The sequence below is a fragment of the Arthrobacter sp. C152 genome, from assembly GCF_054890965.1.
This window is the reverse complement of record NZ_JBTZSU010000009.1, coordinates 1-14,348: the sequence shown is the minus strand read 5'-3', so window position 1 is coordinate 14,348 and position 14,348 is coordinate 1. Positions and strand designations below refer to the sequence as shown.

At 67.6% G+C, this 14,348-nt stretch carries 14 protein-coding genes; 6 read left to right on the top strand and 8 right to left on the bottom strand.

What is annotated here, in order from left to right:
• Window positions 1-96 precede the first annotated feature (96 nt).
• The 3 genes from ACYSM9_RS08725 to ACYSM9_RS08715 form a co-directional block, all read right to left on the bottom strand.
• Complete coding sequence (locus ACYSM9_RS08725; protein WP_461856592.1) at window positions 97-2,922, bottom strand: aconitate hydratase; 2,826 nt, start codon at window positions 2,920-2,922, stop codon at window positions 97-99.
• 167 nt (window positions 2,923-3,089) lie between these two features.
• Window positions 3,090-4,490: a class I SAM-dependent RNA methyltransferase gene (locus tag ACYSM9_RS08720; protein WP_461856591.1), complete on the bottom strand. Its 1,401-nt coding sequence runs from the start codon at window positions 4,488-4,490 to the stop codon at window positions 3,090-3,092.
• Window positions 4,487-6,463, bottom strand: coding sequence for an APC family permease (locus ACYSM9_RS08715; RefSeq protein WP_461856590.1), 1,977 nt, complete (start codon window positions 6,461-6,463; stop codon window positions 4,487-4,489). Before ACYSM9_RS08715 ends, ACYSM9_RS08720 begins: the two co-directional genes overlap by 4 nt.
• A gap of 119 nt (window positions 6,464-6,582) precedes the next feature.
• On the opposite strand from ACYSM9_RS08715, the gene ACYSM9_RS08710 reads away from it, so the two are divergent.
• Both ACYSM9_RS08710 and ACYSM9_RS08705 read left to right on the top strand, forming a co-directional pair.
• Complete coding sequence (locus ACYSM9_RS08710; RefSeq protein ID WP_461856589.1) at window positions 6,583-7,257, top strand: potassium channel family protein; 675 nt, start codon at window positions 6,583-6,585, stop codon at window positions 7,255-7,257.
• Window positions 7,254-8,006 carry a potassium channel family protein gene (locus tag ACYSM9_RS08705; RefSeq protein ID WP_461856588.1) on the top strand — a complete coding sequence of 251 codons (753 nt, stop codon included), beginning with the start codon at window positions 7,254-7,256 and terminating at the stop codon, window positions 8,004-8,006. Before ACYSM9_RS08710 ends, ACYSM9_RS08705 begins: the two co-directional genes overlap by 4 nt.
• A 57-nt stretch (window positions 8,007-8,063) precedes the next feature.
• Here the strand turns inward: ACYSM9_RS08705 and ACYSM9_RS08700 are convergent, their stop codons facing one another.
• From ACYSM9_RS08700 to dut, 4 genes are all read right to left on the bottom strand, one after another.
• Window positions 8,064-8,810: a DUF3159 domain-containing protein gene (locus tag ACYSM9_RS08700; protein ID WP_461856587.1), complete on the bottom strand. Its 747-nt coding sequence runs from the start codon at window positions 8,808-8,810 to the stop codon at window positions 8,064-8,066.
• Window positions 8,807-9,184, bottom strand: a complete 378-nt coding sequence (locus ACYSM9_RS08695; RefSeq protein WP_461856586.1) for a single stranded DNA-binding domain-containing protein — start codon at window positions 9,182-9,184, stop codon at window positions 8,807-8,809. The genes ACYSM9_RS08700 and ACYSM9_RS08695 overlap by 4 nt, the downstream gene beginning before the upstream one ends.
• Window positions 9,156-9,869 (bottom strand): DUF3710 domain-containing protein, encoded by a 714-nt coding sequence (locus ACYSM9_RS08690; protein WP_461856585.1) that lies wholly within the window; start codon window positions 9,867-9,869, stop codon window positions 9,156-9,158. Before ACYSM9_RS08690 ends, ACYSM9_RS08695 begins: the two co-directional genes overlap by 29 nt.
• Before the next feature lie 82 nt (window positions 9,870-9,951).
• A complete protein-coding gene (gene dut, locus ACYSM9_RS08685; RefSeq protein WP_461856584.1) occupies window positions 9,952-10,470 on the bottom strand; it encodes a dUTP diphosphatase in 519 nt (172 codons plus the stop codon).
• Window positions 10,471-10,594: 124 nt separating this feature from the next.
• On the opposite strand from dut, the gene ACYSM9_RS08680 reads away from it, so the two are divergent.
• The 4 genes from ACYSM9_RS08680 (at window position 10,595) to ACYSM9_RS08665 (ending at window position 13,807) form a co-directional block, all read left to right on the top strand.
• Window positions 10,595-11,083 (top strand): DUF3093 domain-containing protein, encoded by a 489-nt coding sequence (locus ACYSM9_RS08680; protein WP_461856583.1) that lies wholly within the window; start codon window positions 10,595-10,597, stop codon window positions 11,081-11,083.
• A gap of 130 nt (window positions 11,084-11,213) precedes the next feature.
• The gene (sepH, locus tag ACYSM9_RS08675) at window positions 11,214-12,527 is read left to right on the top strand and encodes a septation protein SepH (RefSeq protein WP_461856582.1); all 1,314 of its coding nucleotides are present in this window, start codon (window positions 11,214-11,216) and stop codon (window positions 12,525-12,527) included.
• Window positions 12,528-12,636: 109 nt separating this feature from the next.
• Window positions 12,637-13,275 (top strand): dihydrofolate reductase family protein, encoded by a 639-nt coding sequence (locus tag ACYSM9_RS08670; RefSeq protein ID WP_461856581.1) that lies wholly within the window; start codon window positions 12,637-12,639, stop codon window positions 13,273-13,275.
• Window positions 13,276-13,294: 19 nt separating this feature from the next.
• Window positions 13,295-13,807 (top strand): GNAT family N-acetyltransferase, encoded by a 513-nt coding sequence (locus ACYSM9_RS08665; RefSeq protein ID WP_461856580.1) that lies wholly within the window; start codon window positions 13,295-13,297, stop codon window positions 13,805-13,807.
• Between the two features lie 6 nt (window positions 13,808-13,813).
• Here ACYSM9_RS08665 and ACYSM9_RS08660 read toward each other — a convergent pair.
• On the bottom strand, window positions 13,814-14,348 hold a 535-nt coding region (locus tag ACYSM9_RS08660), incomplete at its 5' end, for an HNH endonuclease signature motif containing protein (RefSeq protein ID WP_461856579.1).

The following is a 14,348-nucleotide window of genomic DNA, read 5'->3' as shown; positions in this document are numbered from 1 at the left end:
TCGCCTTGGAGGCGAAGCCCGGATGCAAAGCCGAAGCCCCGGCTGGTCGGTGACCGGCCGGGGCTTCGGGACATGCTGCCTGCTGGCAGGAACCCGCTAGTTTGCGGAGATCTGGCGCAGCACGTACTGCAGGATGCCGCCGTTGCGGTAGTAGTCCGCTTCACCCGGGGTATCGATGCGCAGGACGGCGTCGAACGACTTCGAGGAGCCGTCCTCCGCGGTGGCGGTCACCTTCAGGGTCTTGGGCGTGGTGCCCTCGTTCAGGGCGGTGACGCCCTCCACCGAGAAGGTTTCCGTGCCGGTCAGGCCGAGGCTGGCAGCGTTTTCGCCGGCCGGGAACTGCAGCGGCAGGACGCCCATGCCGATCAGGTTGGAGCGGTGGATACGCTCGTAGCTCTCGGCGATGACGGCCTTGACGCCCAGCAGCGCGGTGCCCTTGGCAGCCCAGTCACGGGACGAACCGGAACCGTACTCCTTGCCGGCCAGGACCACCAGCGGGGTGCCGGCTGCCTGGTAGTTCTGGGCGGCGTCGTAGACGTAGGCCTGCGGGCCATCAGCCTGGGTGAAGTCGCGGGTGAAGCCACCCTCGACGCCGTCCAGGAGCTGGTTCTTGATGCGGATGTTCGCGAACGTACCGCGGATCATCACCTCGTGGTTGCCGCGGCGGGAGCCGTAGGAGTTGAAGTCCTTGCGCTCCACGCCGTTGGCCAGCAGGTACTGGCCGGCGGGGGTGTCGGACTTGAACGAACCGGCCGGGGAGATGTGGTCGGTGGTGACGGAGTCACCGAGCTTGAGCAGCACGCGTGCGCCGGCGATGTCCTTGACGGGCTCCGGCTGCGCCTGCATGCCCTCGAAGTACGGGGGCTTGCGGACGTACGTGGAGTTCGGATCCCAAGCGAAGGTGTCGCCAGCCGGGGTGTCCAGTGCCTTCCAGCGGTCGTCGCCGTCGAAGACGCCCTCGTAGCCCTTGGCGAACATGTCCTTGTCGATCGAGGAGTCGATGACCTGCTGGACCTCAACCGGGTTGGGCCAGATGTCCTTCAGGAAGACGTCGTTGCCGGCCTCGTCCTTGCCCAGCGCGTCGGTTTCGAAGTCGAAGTCCATGGACCCGGCCAGGGCGTAGGCGATGACCAGCGGCGGGGAGGCCAGGTAGTTCATCTTGACGTCCGGGTTGATGCGGCCTTCGAAGTTGCGGTTGCCCGAGAGCACTGCGCTGACGGCGAGGTCGTTGGCCTGGATGGCCTCGGAGATCTCTGCCTCCAGCGGGCCGGAGTTGCCGATGCAGGTGGCGCAGCCGTAGCCGACGATGTAGAAGCCGAGCTTCTCCAGGTACGGGGTCAGGCCGGACTTCTCGTAGTAGTCGGTGACGACCTTCGAGCCGGGAGCGACGGAGGTCTTGACCCACGGCTTGGCGGTCAGGCCCTTTTCGACGGCGTTGCGCGCCAGGACCGCGGCGGCCAGCATGACCGACGGGTTGGACGTGTTGGTGCAGGAGGTGATGGAGGCGATGGTGACTGCACCGTGGTCCAGTTCGAATTCGCGTCCGTCAGCCATCTTCACCGGCACGGGGCTGGTGATGCGTCCGGCGCCGCCGTGCGCTGCCGAGTACTTCGGCGGTTCGCGGTCGGTGTCCGAAACGTGGGTTGCGCCGGAGGTGAAGGACGGGGCGTCGGAGGCCGGGAAGGTCTCTTCGAGGGACTCGTCCAGGGTGCCGGCGTTGGCGTCGTGGGAGACGTAGTTCTTCAGGTCGTGGCGGAACTCGTCCTTGGCCTCGGTCAGTTCGATGCGGTCCTGCGGGCGCTTGGGGCCGGCGATGGACGGAACGACGGTGGAGAGGTCCAGTTCCAGGTACTCGGAGAACTTGATGTCGCGGGAAGCATCGTGCCAAAGGCCCTGTTCCTTGGAGTAGGCCTCCACGAGGGCGACGTTCTGCTCGGACCGGCCGGTGAGGCGCAGGTAGTCCAGGGTGACGTCGTCGATCGGGAACATGGCCGCGGTGGAGCCGAACTCCGGGCTCATGTTGCCGATGGTGGCGCGGTTGGCCAGCGGCACCTCGGCCACGCCTTCGCCGTAGAATTCCACGAACTTGCCCACCACACCGTGCTTGCGGAGCATTTCGGTGATGGTCAGCACGACGTCGGTGGCGGTGGCACCGGCGGGGATGCTGCCGCTGAGCTTGAAGCCGACGACGCGCGGGATGAGCATGGAGACGGGCTGGCCGAGCATTGCTGCCTCGGCTTCGATGCCGCCGACGCCCCAGCCGAGCACGCCCAGGCCGTTGACCATGGTGGTGTGCGAGTCGGTGCCGACGCAGGTGTCGGGGTAGGCGCGCAGCGCACCGTCCACTTCGCGGGTCATCACGGTGCGGGCCAGGTACTCAATGTTGACCTGGTGCACGATGCCGGTTCCCGGGGGAACAACCTTGAAGTCGTCGAACGCGGTCTGGCCCCAGCGCAGGAACTGGTAACGCTCGCCGTTGCGCTGGTATTCGATCTCCATGTTGCGCTCCAGTGCGCCGGAGTTGCCGAAGGCATCGATCTGGACCGAGTGGTCGATGACCATTTCGGCCGGCGCCAGCGGGTTGACACGCTTGGGGTCGCCACCCAGGTCCTTGACCGCTTCACGCATCGTCGCCAGGTCAACCACGCAGGGAACGCCGGTGAAGTCCTGCATGATCACGCGGGCCGGCGTGAACTGGATTTCTGTATCGGGCTCCGCATTCGGATCCCAGCCTGCCAAAGCGCGAACGTGATCGGCAGTGATGTTCGCGCCGTCCTCGGTCCTCAGCAGGTTTTCAAGCAATACCTTGAGGCTGAACGGAAGGTTTTCTGCACCTTCAACGGAGTTCAACCGGAAAATTTCATACTCGGTTCCGGCTACATTAAGTTTGCCTTTTGAACCGAAGCTGTCCACAGTGCTCATCGCAGGACTCCTCTCGCAACAGTTTCATCTTTGTCGCGCGGTTGACCGCCTGCTAGTTAGGACGCCCTAAGTAGTTCCAGGGCCCGAAAATTGCACACGGCCGGCCCGGGAATTCGGTGCGCGACGTGGGACTACTACGGCCATCGTAGTCGAAAACACCGCCGGCATCACGGAGCCGGAACCAGTAATGCCACGGTCTCCAAGTGGTGGGTATGGGGGTACAGGTCGAAGGCCCGCAGGCCCGCCAGCGTCCAGCCGGAGTGCTGGAAGTAACCCAGATCACGGGCGAACGACGCCGGGTCGCAGGACACATAGGCGATGGCTCGGGGCTGTGCCGCCACCAGTTGGCCCACCACGGCCTTGCCGGCGCCTGCCCTGGGCGGGTCGAGGATGAGGGCGTCGAAATTCCGCGGCTTCTGGCGCAGGACGCGTTCCACCCTGCCCTGTACCACCTCCACCTGGGGAGCCGAATGCAGGTTCTTGCGCGCGTCCCTGCTGGTTCCCCGCGCCCCCTCCACGGAGAGCACGGAGCCGGTCTCCCCCACGGCGTCGGCCAGGACGGCCGTGAACAGTCCCGCCCCGGCGTAGAGGTCGGCGACGACGGCGCCGGGGTGCAGGAAACCGCCGCCCTGCAGGAATTCTGTGACACTGCCCACAAGTGTTTCGGGCGCGTCGCGGTGGATCTGCCAGAACCCCTCGCCGGTGACGCGGTAATCGTGCCCGGCCACCGATTCCTGAACCCAGGTGCGGCCCTTCAGCTGGGTGACGCTGCCCGTCAGCGGATCGAAGCCCGCCACCGAGACATCGGCCGGCAGGTCCGCGGCGATGGCCTTCAGCCGCTTGTCCCTGGTTCCGGGTGCCGGTGCCAGCAGCACCAGGGGCCGGGAACCGTTGGCCGGCGCGGCCACCTCGACGCGTTCGACGCCCTGCAGGTCCAGGTCCCACAGGCGCAAGGCGTTGATCGCCTCCGTCGCCAACGGCATCTCCCGGACGGGAACGATGTACCCGGACCGGTGGGCATGCATCCCCAGCTTGCCACCGGGGGTGACCGAGAAACTGGCCCGGGTGCGCCACCCAAGGCCCCCGCCGCCGTCGGACGCGTCCGCCACGCCCGCCGTTCCTGCGTCCTTCCCCACCCCTTCGACCTCCGTGGTGAGCCCGACGCCGGCGAGGCGCTCCAGCTGCTCGGCCAGGACGCCCGCTTTCAGGCTCCGCTGCCGGGCCAGGGCCATGTGGCCGAACTCGGCTCCGCCCACCGGCGGGTGGCCGTGGCTCCAGGCCCGCAGGGAATCCGCGGGCCGCCAGAAATGCTCCACCCTGTCCGGCGAGGCGTCCAGGACCTCGATGGTGTCCGCACGCCAGAACTTCGCGTCCTCCCCCGCGTCGGTCAGCCGGACGCGGACCTTTTCGCCGGGGATGGCGTGCCGGACAAAGATGACGCGGCCCTCGTGCCGGGCGACGCAGTGCCCGCCGTGGGCCACCGGTCCGACGTCGACGACGGCCTCTTCGCCGGCCCGGCCTGCCGCGTCCACTTCGTGCGTGACGGCGGGGAATGTTCTGGCGGTCATTGCACGTCCTGGAGGTTCTTTGCTTCTTCGGAGGATTTGAGCTGCCACGGCACACTGGCCACCATGACGCCGGGCTCGAAGTGCAGCCGGGTCTTGATGCGCAGGGCGGTCTGGTTGTGCACCAGCTGCTCCCACCACTTGCCCACGACGTATTCGGGGATGTAGACCACCACCAGGTCGCGCGGGGAATCCAGCCGCATTTGCTTGACGTATTCCATGATCGGGGTGACGGTTTCGCGGTACGGGCTGGCAAGCACGGTCAGCGGGACGGGTATTTCCAGCTTCTCCCAGTCGGCAACGGTGTGCGCCGTCTCCTCATGGTCGATGTCCACCGTGATCGCATCCAGCCGGGAAGGCCGGGAGGCCCGGGCATAGGCGAGGGCCCGCAGGACCGGCTTGCGCACGTGGGACACCAGCAGGACGGCGTGGACCCTGGTGGGCAGCGCCCGCGGAGACGAGTCCTCGTCCACGGCGAGTTCCTTGGCCACGTTGTCGTAGTGCGCGCGGATGCTCCACATGATCAGGAAGAGGATGAACATGGCCAGCAGCGCGATCCAGGCGCCCTGTTCGAATTTGGTGATCAGGACGATCACCAGGACCAGGCCGGTCATGCCGAAGCCGATGGTGTTGATGGTCCGGGATTTGACCATCCGGCGCCGGACGGCCTTGTCCTTGGCGAGCTTCAGTTCCCGTCCCCAGTGCCGGATCATGCCCAGCTGGCTGGCGGTGAAGGAGATGAACACGCCCACGATGTAGAGCTGGATGAGCTTGGTGACGTCCGCGTCGAAGGAAATGATGAGCACCAGCGCCCCCGCCGCGAGGGCCAGGACGCCGTTGCTGAAGGCGAGGCGGTCGCCCCTGGTGCGGAGCTGGCGGGGAAGGTAGCCGTCCTGGGCGAGGATGGACCCGAGGACGGGGAACCCGTTGAAGGCGGTGTTGGACGCGAACACCAGGATGACGCCGGTGGCGGCCACCACGATGTAGAACGGGATGGAGCCGGCACCGAAGATGGTCTGCGCGATCTGGCTGATGGCCGGGTTCTGGATGTAGTCCTCCGGCAGCGGCTTGCCGTTGAGCAGGAATTCGGTGGCAGGGTCCAGCACGATGTGCACCTTGGTGGCGTTGGCCAGATAGATGATGCCGGCGAGCATGGCGGCGCCGATGATGCCCAGGAGCAGCAGCGTGGTGGCGGCATTCCTGCTCTTGGGCGGCCGGAAGTTGGGAACGCCGTTGCTGATCGCCTCGACACCGGTGAGCGCGGCGGCCCCGGAGGAGAAGGCCCGCAGCAGCAGGAAGGCGCCGGTCAGGCCCACCAGCCCCTCGTCAAAGCCCGGCGCCGCCACGATCGTGAAGTCGGCGGAGGGGGCTTGACCGAGCTGGCCGGTGGCGGCCTGAAAGACGCCCACCGCCGTCATGCCGAAGATCGAGGCCATGAAGATGTAGGTGGGGACCGCGAACACGCTGCCCGCCTCCTTGATGCCGCGCAGGTTGACCAGGGCAAGAATGATGACACCGATGGTGGCAATGGCCGCCTGCTGGCCGTGGAGCGACGGGACAGCGGTGGTCAGGTACGCCGCCGCCGACGACATGGACACAGCCACGGTCAGGACGTAGTCCACCAGGAGTGCCGACGCAACGGTCAAGCCCGCGAACTTGCCCAGGTTCTCGTTGGCGATCTCGTAGTCGCCGCCGCCCGAGGGATAGGCGTGCACGTTCTGCCGGTAGGAGGCCACGACGGTGAGCAGGACCACCATGACGGCAAGGCCGACCCAGGGCGACAATGCCACGGCGCTGACGCCGGCCAGGGCCAGGGTCAGCAGGATCTCGTCCGGTGCGTAGGCCACGGAGGAGAGGGCGTCGGACGCGAAAATCGGGAGTGCGATTTTCTTGGGCAGCAGGGTGTGGGAGAGGCGGTCATTGCGGAACGGCCTGCCCACCAGCACGCGTTTGACGGCGTTCAGTATTGTCAACACCCCACAAAGTTAGTCTGATTCGCGGGCGATGTCATGACGGCCGCCACCCCGCCTGAAGGGCGGCGGTGACTGTAGAGTTCTAGCTGCACAACCGTGACAGGAATACAAAGGAGAAACTGGTGGCGCATTTCGTGATCATGGGATGTGGCCGGGTGGGGGCAACGCTGGCGCACACGCTGGAGGATGCCGGGCATTCCGTGGCCATCATCGACCAGGACGACCGCGCATTCCGCCGGCTCCGCCAGGGGTTCACGGGCCGGAAGGTCACCGGCGTGGGTTTCGACCGGGACACCCTCAAGCAGGCCGGAGTCGGTGAGGCGTATGCCTTCGCGGCGGTGTCCAGCGGCGACAACTCCAACATCCTGGCGACGCGGGTGGCCCGCGAAACTTTCCACGTCCCGCATGTGGTGGCCCGGATCTACGACCCCGGACGGGCCGAAATCTACCAGCGCCTGGGCATCCCCACCGTGGCCGCGGTGCGCTGGAGTGCGGACCAGGTGCTCCGCCGGATCCTTCCCGAACAGCACCTTGCCGGCGATTTCCGCGAGCCTTCCGGACGGCTGGTCCTGGCCGAACTGGACCTTGACGCCGGCTGGATCGGGCACCGGATCAGCAGCATCGAAAAAGCGGCGGACGTGCGTGTGGCGTATCTCACCCGGTTCGGCGAAGGACTGCTGCCCGACGCCGGGACGGCCTACCAGGACGGGGACACCGTGCACGCCATGCTGCAGGTGGACCGCAGCGCCCAGATCGCCCAGATCCTCGCCAAAGCCCCCGCCAAGGAGTACCAGTGAAAGTCGTTATCGTCGGTGCCGGCAGCGTCGGATCGTCCATTGCCAGGGAACTGCTGGCGCACAAGCATGAAATCCTCCTGATCGACCTCAAGCCCGAGGTCATCGGCCGCAGCGGCCTGCGCGGCGCCCACTGGCTGGTCGGTGACGCGTGTGAACTGTCCACCCTCCAGGGGGCCAAGGTTGAGGACGCCGACGTCGTGGTGTCCGCCACGGGTGACGACAAGGTCAACCTGGTGGTGTCCCTCCTGGCCAAGACCGAGTTCGGTGTGGGCCGCACCGTGGGCCGGGTCAACAACCCCAAGAACGACTGGATGTTCAACGACTCGTGGGGCGTGGATGTGGCCGTCAACACCCCGCAGCTGATGACCGCCCTCGTGGAGGAGGCCGTGGAGATCGGCGACCTCGTGCGGCTCCTGACGCTCCAGACCGGGGTGGCGTCGCTCGTGGAATTCACCGTTCCCCACGATTCGCACGTGATCGGCATGACCGTGGGAGACATCCACTGGCCCGAGGACGCCACGCTGGTTGCCATCCTTCGGGACCAGGCGCCGATCACCCCCAGCCGCGACGACGTCATCGACGGCGGCGACGAGCTCTTCTTCGTCACCACCATCGCCGCGGAGGACGGGCTGCGTGCGCTGCTCTCCTCGGCGCCGGGCAGCATCGACACGCCGCAGCCGGTGGCCGGAAGCCCGGCTGCCGCGGGCGCGCACGGGACGGCAGCGGACGACGACGGCTTCGACGGCTAGTTGCGCAGCCCCTGGCGCGCCGGGGTACTGCGCCGGGGGTGCTGCGCCGCCGCAGGCTCAGTCGCGGGCGGCTTCGGCTCCGGCCGGAGCCGGCCGCGTAACCAGCCACGCGACCCAGACACCGAGAATGTACAGGGGCGCGCCCATGATCAGTCGGGTGGTTGCCAAGGCCGCCAGGCCGTCCGTGCCCATCAGGTAGAGCGGGACCTGCACGATGAGCCGCAGCGCCAGTACCGCCACGATGATCCAGGTGCCCAGGCGGTAGGCCTTGACCCGTGCAGGATCCTTGCGCCAGTCCACGCCTTCGTTCCGAATGAAGCCGAACAGCAGGCCCGCCACCGGCCATTTGACCAAAATCGAGACGACCATCGCCAGGATGTAGGCGGCGTTGGTGATGAAGCCGGGCAGGTAGAAATCCTCCGCCTTGCCGGTGGTGTTGGCCAGCCATGCTGAAATGCCGACGCCGGCAACACCTGCCAGCGCCTGGGTCAGGGGCCGGCGCTGCACCAGCCGGACCACGGTGAACACGGCGGCCGATGCCAGCGCCGCCACCAGGGACAGCGTCAGTTCGCGGGTGATGGTAAACGCGACCAGGAACACCAACCCGGGAACGATGCTCTCCGCGATCCCCTGTACGCCGCCGGCGCTGCGCAGCACGTCCACCCGCCCATCGTGGGTCCGGTGCAGCCCGGCTTTGGCGGCGTACTCGGCCGCCAGCCCAGCCATTGGCGAGGATTCCCCGGCGGGCGTCTTCCGCGGCTCGGGGCCCGGGGCATCGGACGGGTCGGGCTGGTGCGGGGTCATTCGTTCTCCTCGCGGGACAGAATCTCGTAGCGGGGGTTGAAAATGGTGGGCAGGTCCTTGCCGCGGGCCAGCATCCCTTCCACACGCAACAGCGCACCGGCCTCGATGCCGGGGACCCGCCGTCGTCCGAGCCACACAATCCGCAGCCGCGGCGCCCTGCCGCGTCCCGCGCCCGGTCCCGGATGTCCGGCGTCGGCGTCGGCGAGCAGGGCACTGAACTCGGCGGTCCGGTCGGCCGGCACGAAGGTCACCGATTCGACGTGCCCCTCGCACAGGACGCGGCCCTTGTCCGGAAGCTGGTCAATGGGAGTGATCCCGGCGGTGCCACGAAAAGCTCCGGCCGGCTCAGCCGATTTGGGTGATTTCCGGACCACGTTCGGGCTCCTCCAGGGTGGGCGCGGCGGGCGGAGGAGTGGCGGAGGCATCCTTGGGCAGGCGCAGCTGCAACAGGTCGCGCGGCGGCATGGGGCTGTCGCCCCGGACCACAACGACCTTCCGGAACAGGGCTTCAAGCGCTTCGGCGGCCGGCTTTTCCAGGGCTGCCGGACCGCCAAGGACACCGCGGAGGAACCAGCGTGGCCCGTCGACGCCGATGAACCGGGCCACACGGTACCCCTGGCTGCCGTCGGGCAGGCCCGCGGGGAGCTTGGCCACGAGCTCGGTGCCGAAGGCGCCTTCCACTTCTTCGACCTGGCCGCCCTGGGCACCGACCGACTGGCCGATCTGCTCGCGGATCTCGTCCCAGAGCGTTTCGGTCTTCGGGGCGGCAAATGCCTGGAGCTGGAGGCTGGATCCGTTAAGGTCCAGGGTGACAGCCACGACGCGCTGGGTTGCCTCCTCCACTTCGAGGCGGAGCTGCAGGCCCTCGCTGGGCGTGATCAGGAGGGCGCCCAGGTCGACGTAACCGTCGCGGCTGCCGATTTCGGCTTCGTCGAAGGGGCCGTCCTGGCGGCGTGACGGGGTTCCGGACTCCCCCGTACCGGTCTCTGCGGCGGTGAGGGTTTCGTCCGGTTCGCCCGGCTCTGCTTTCTTGGCTTTCCTGCCGAGCCCAAAGACCATGGGTGACTCCTTAGTTATGAATGTGCCGGCACGGACCGGGTCCGCGACGGGTAGTGGCGTGGCAGCGTGGACAGGCGGGGTGTCAGGCTCCGGGGACGCTGAAGCCGCCAGTGGAACCAAACCCTCCGGTGCCGCGCACGGACCCGCTCAATTCGCTGACAGGAATGAATTGGGCGTACTCCACCCGCTGGATCACCATCTGGGCAATTCTATCGCCGCGGCGCAGCTCGATCGGCTGGGAGGAATCGGTGTTGAGCAGGGTAACCGAAATTTCGCCCCGGTATCCGGCGTCCACGGTCCCCGGGGCATTGACGATCGTCAGGCCGTGTTTGGTGGCCAGGCCGGAGCGGGGGTGGATCAGGGCCACGAAGCCCTCCGGGAGGGCGATGGCGACGCCCGTAGGTACAAGCCGGCGCTCTCCCGGCAGGAGCGTGACGTCCTCGCGCGCGCGAAGGTCCGCGCCGGCGTCGCCCGGATGCGCGTAGGACGGGGCTTCCAGTTCCGGATCCAGCATCTTCAGCTGCACCTGGAGGGTGGGCGCGCCCGGGGCCGGGGAGGCTGTTTCCGGGGCAAGGTCTACTGTGGCGGGATGATCAGTCACAGTCACTCACTCTAACCCGCGCCCCCAAATCGCTCCTAGGCGGCCCTGCCGCCGGCGCACGTCCCACAGTGGGGCGGCGCTGCGCCAAGTCGAAATAGCGGGCCAAAGGTGGAAAGCTTGGCGTATGCCCGAATCAAGCCCGTCCGCATCTGTTCCCAGCACTCCGTCCGCAGGGGCACCTGCCGCCTACCGGGAAAAGTTGTGGCCCAACGCCTGGATCTGGATTATCGCTGCCGGTGTTTCAGCAGCCGGGATCCTGGTGTTCGCGCCCATCAGCATGGCGGCGGGTTACACCGCGGCGGCCGTGCTCTTCCTGATCATTACCGTCCTCCTGGTGCTTTCCACCCCCGCCATCACGGTGACGGAGGACTCCCTCACGGTGGGCCGGGCCTCGATCGAACGCCGGTTCGTGGGCGACGTGCAGCAGTTCCGTTCCGGCGAGGCGACGGCGGAGCGCGGCACCCGGCTGAACGGCCTGGCGTATCTGTGCATCCGCGGCTGGATCGACCCCGTGGTCAAAATCGAAATCACCGACCCCGCCGACCGGACCCCCTACTGGTTGACCTCCACCCGGCACCCGGAGCGGCTCGCGGCAGCGCTCGCCCCGCGCTGAAAGCCGCCGCCGGCACCTGCCAGGCCCAGGATCCGGCGGAAAATCACGGCGCGCCCTGCCCCTTGAGCCAAATCCACCCGGCCGGGTGGCAGAGTTTCGGTTGATAGTAATGCCAGGGTGGAGGATTTGTATGCAGGATCTACGGCTTGTAGGCGTGCACGACGACGGGACGCATCTCCTGTTGAGCGGGGCCGGCGGCGAGATGTTCCAGCTGCCGATCGACGAGGCCCTCAGGACGGCCAGCCGGACCACGGGCAAGCCGCGCACTGAGCGGCCCGCCATTCCCATGTCGCCCCGCGACATCCAGGCGCGGATCCGCGCCGGGGCCACCGCGGCCGACGTCGCGGAACTGTCCGGCCTGCCATTGGCCAAGGTTGAACGGTACGAGGGGCCCGTCCTGGCCGAGCGCGAGTACGTGGCCCAGCAGGCGCGCAAGGTGGAGGTCGCAGCGCCCTCCCCCGGCCACGACATTTACCGGTCGGCGTTCGGCGACAACCCGGCCACCCTCGACGACATGGTGGCGCACCGGCTGTCCGCCCACGGCATCGACCCGGCGACGGTGGAATGGGACTCGTGGCGGCGGCAGGACGGTACCTGGACGGTGTCGGCGAGCTTTGAGGCCAAGTCCGGCGGAACACCCGGCATTGGCGAGGAACCGCCCGCCCTGTGGACGTTCAATCCGGGCCGCAAGTCCTTGCAGAACACCAACCGGTGGGCGCAACAGCTCAGCGAACTTGAACCCTTGGACGGGCCGGTACCGGCCCGCCGGCTCACGGCCGTGTCAGACCGTCCCTTTGACTTCGAAACGGACGCGGACACGGCAAAGGCCGCGCCGTCCGGAGAGGCAGGCCCGCCGCAGGCTCCGGGGAAGGAAGCCGACGGCCTGCTGGACATGCTGCGGTCGCGGCGGGGCCAGCGCCTTGGCGTGGACGAGGATTCGGATGATGCCCTGGCACTGCTGCTGACCCATGGCGTGCCGGCAGCCCACCCCCGCCCCTCGGAGATTGCGGCCGAACCCGGGGAAGCGGATCCGGAGGTGGAGGACGGGAAGGGCGACGCCCCCGCCGCGCAGGGTGATTCCTTCATCCGGCGCCGCGACGCGCGGCCCTCGATGTTGTCCCGGCTCAGCCTCCTTCCGCCGCATCGTGACCTTCAGGATGACGCGCTGAAGCTGCACGACGGCGTCAGCACCGACACGAGGGAAATCACCATCGCGGCGTCCCCGCAGAAGCCCTCCGGTTCCGCTCCGGGCGCCGCGTCCGGCGGTGCCGGGCTGGACGAGCTGCTGGGCAGCAACCCGCGCCGTCCGGCAGCCAGGGAGGATGACTCTTCCCCCAGCACGGGCCAGTTGCCAGAAGCTGAGGCACCGGAACGGCCCGCGCGGCCCAAACGCTCCAGCGTCCCGTCCTGGGATGAAATCGTTTTCGGTACCCGCAGCGACTAAAGACCGGAAGGCCGCTCCCGACGCGGCGCTGACTGAGTTCCACGGGGCATGCTAGGATCCCGGAATCCCCTTGGCCAGAGTCAGGCCGCAATCGCCCAGGAGGTCCGCAATGCCGCACACCACCTGCCATATGTCGATCTCGCTGGACGGATTCGTCGCCGGGCCACACCAGAGCCGTGAGCACCCCCTGGGCCTGAGGGGGCTGGAGCTGCACGGCTGGCACATCGGTGATCCACGGGCCAACGACGCCGACAAGATGGCGGACGAATGGCTTATGCGCCCCCGGGGTGCGTACGTGATGGGCCGGAACATGTTCGGCCCCGTCCGCGGCGACTGGGACGAGGAATGGAGTGGGTGGTGGGGGCCCGAGCCGCCCTATCACGCGCCCGTCTTCGTTCTCACCCATCATGAACACGACCCGATCCAGATGGAGGGCGGCACGAGCTTCCATTTCGTGACCGGGGGCTTTGACGCGGCCTACGCCGCAGCCTGCGAGGCTGCCGGTGACAACGGCGTGGATATTGCCGGTGGGGCCTCGACCGTCCGGCAAGCACTGGCGGCGGGCGTGATCGATGAGCTCACCCTCGACATCGCACCGGTTCTGCTCGGTTCGGGTGAACGGATCTTCGACGGCGCTGAATCCTTCGACTTCGAACCCGTCGAGGTGCTCCATTCACCGCTGGCCACCCACATCCGCTATCTCCGCACGGCACACCGGGAACCTGGAGCAGGCGGCTCCCCGGGGTGATCAGTGGGAGACTGCAGGAGTGATTCTTACCCTGGACTTACCCGTAACCCTTCGCACCAGGACCCAGGAGTTTACGCTGCGGCGGGCATCCAGCGGCGACCTCGCTGCCCTGATGCTTCTCCTCGCGGACGACCCCATCAGTGCAGCGAGGGGTGACATTGCCCAGGATTCCGATGCCGACGCCTACCGGTCCGCATTGACGGCAATCGTCGCAGACCCTTCCAACGAGCTGCTCATGGTCGTGGACGAAACAGGCGAGGCAATCGCGACCATGCAGCTCACCCTGATCCCCGGCATGGCCCGGCGCGGATCGACGCGGCTTCTGGTCGAAGCTGTCCGGGTCCGCAGCGACAGCAGGTCAGGGGGAATCGGATCAGCCATGATGCGGTGGGTTATGGAAAGTGCCGCCCCCGCTTTGAAGGCGTCGCTCGTCCAGCTCACCTCTGACGAGGCACGCCGGGACGCACACCGCTTTTATGAGCGACTCGGGTTCGTTGGATCGCACCGGGGCTTCAAGTACCAGGTGGGCTGAAGCCTGTCATAACCACCGCGTTGGATTGCCCCACCCGCGCCGGTCACACGGCAAGGTAGTCCAGGAGAACTTCCTCGAGCAGACTCCGTGTCGAGGGAAGAAACCCTGGGGGCCGCGTGGTGGTTCCCAGTCCTGGTGTTCGGAGGTGTAGTGCCGGCCGGTGGGTGAGGTCCAGCCGGGCGGCTCGTTCATGGTGGCCGGGGTGGGTTCCCAGCCGGTGGTGTGCCGGAGTCTGTGGTGTTTGCGGCACGGTTGTCCCAGGTTGCTGATCCCGGTGGTGCCGCCGTTGGCCCAGGCCAGGAGGTGGTCGGCGTCGTTGTCCAGGGAATTGTTGCTGCACCCGGGGAAAGGGCATTTGCCGTCCCGCAGCATCAGCCAAGCCCGCATCGCCTTGGTCAGCCGGTAACTCCTCCGCCCGATCTCCAGCGGCGCCCCGCCCCGCGGGTCCACGAGCACCCGGTAGAACGAGCCCGCACCGTTGGCCAAGAGCCTGCGCGCCATCGACGGCGGGATCGGCCCGTACCCGTCCAGCATCGCCGGC

Coding starts and splice junctions, on each gene's coding strand:
- ACYSM9_RS08725 (WP_461856592.1), bottom strand. CDS start 2,922: ATGAGCACTGTGGACAGCTTCGGTTCAAAAGGCAAACTTAATGTAGCC.
- ACYSM9_RS08720 (WP_461856591.1), bottom strand. CDS start 4,490: ATGACCGCCAGAACATTCCCCGCCGTCACGCACGAAGTGGACGCGGCA.
- ACYSM9_RS08700 (WP_461856587.1), bottom strand. CDS start 8,810: ATGACCCCGCACCAGCCCGACCCGTCCGATGCCCCGGGCCCCGAGCCG.
- ACYSM9_RS08690 (WP_461856585.1), bottom strand. CDS start 9,869: ATGGTCTTTGGGCTCGGCAGGAAAGCCAAGAAAGCAGAGCCGGGCGAA.
- ACYSM9_RS08680 (WP_461856583.1), top strand. CDS start 10,595: ATGCCCGAATCAAGCCCGTCCGCATCTGTTCCCAGCACTCCGTCCGCA.
- sepH (WP_461856582.1), top strand. CDS start 11,214: ATGCAGGATCTACGGCTTGTAGGCGTGCACGACGACGGGACGCATCTC.
- ACYSM9_RS08670 (WP_461856581.1), top strand. CDS start 12,637: ATGCCGCACACCACCTGCCATATGTCGATCTCGCTGGACGGATTCGTC.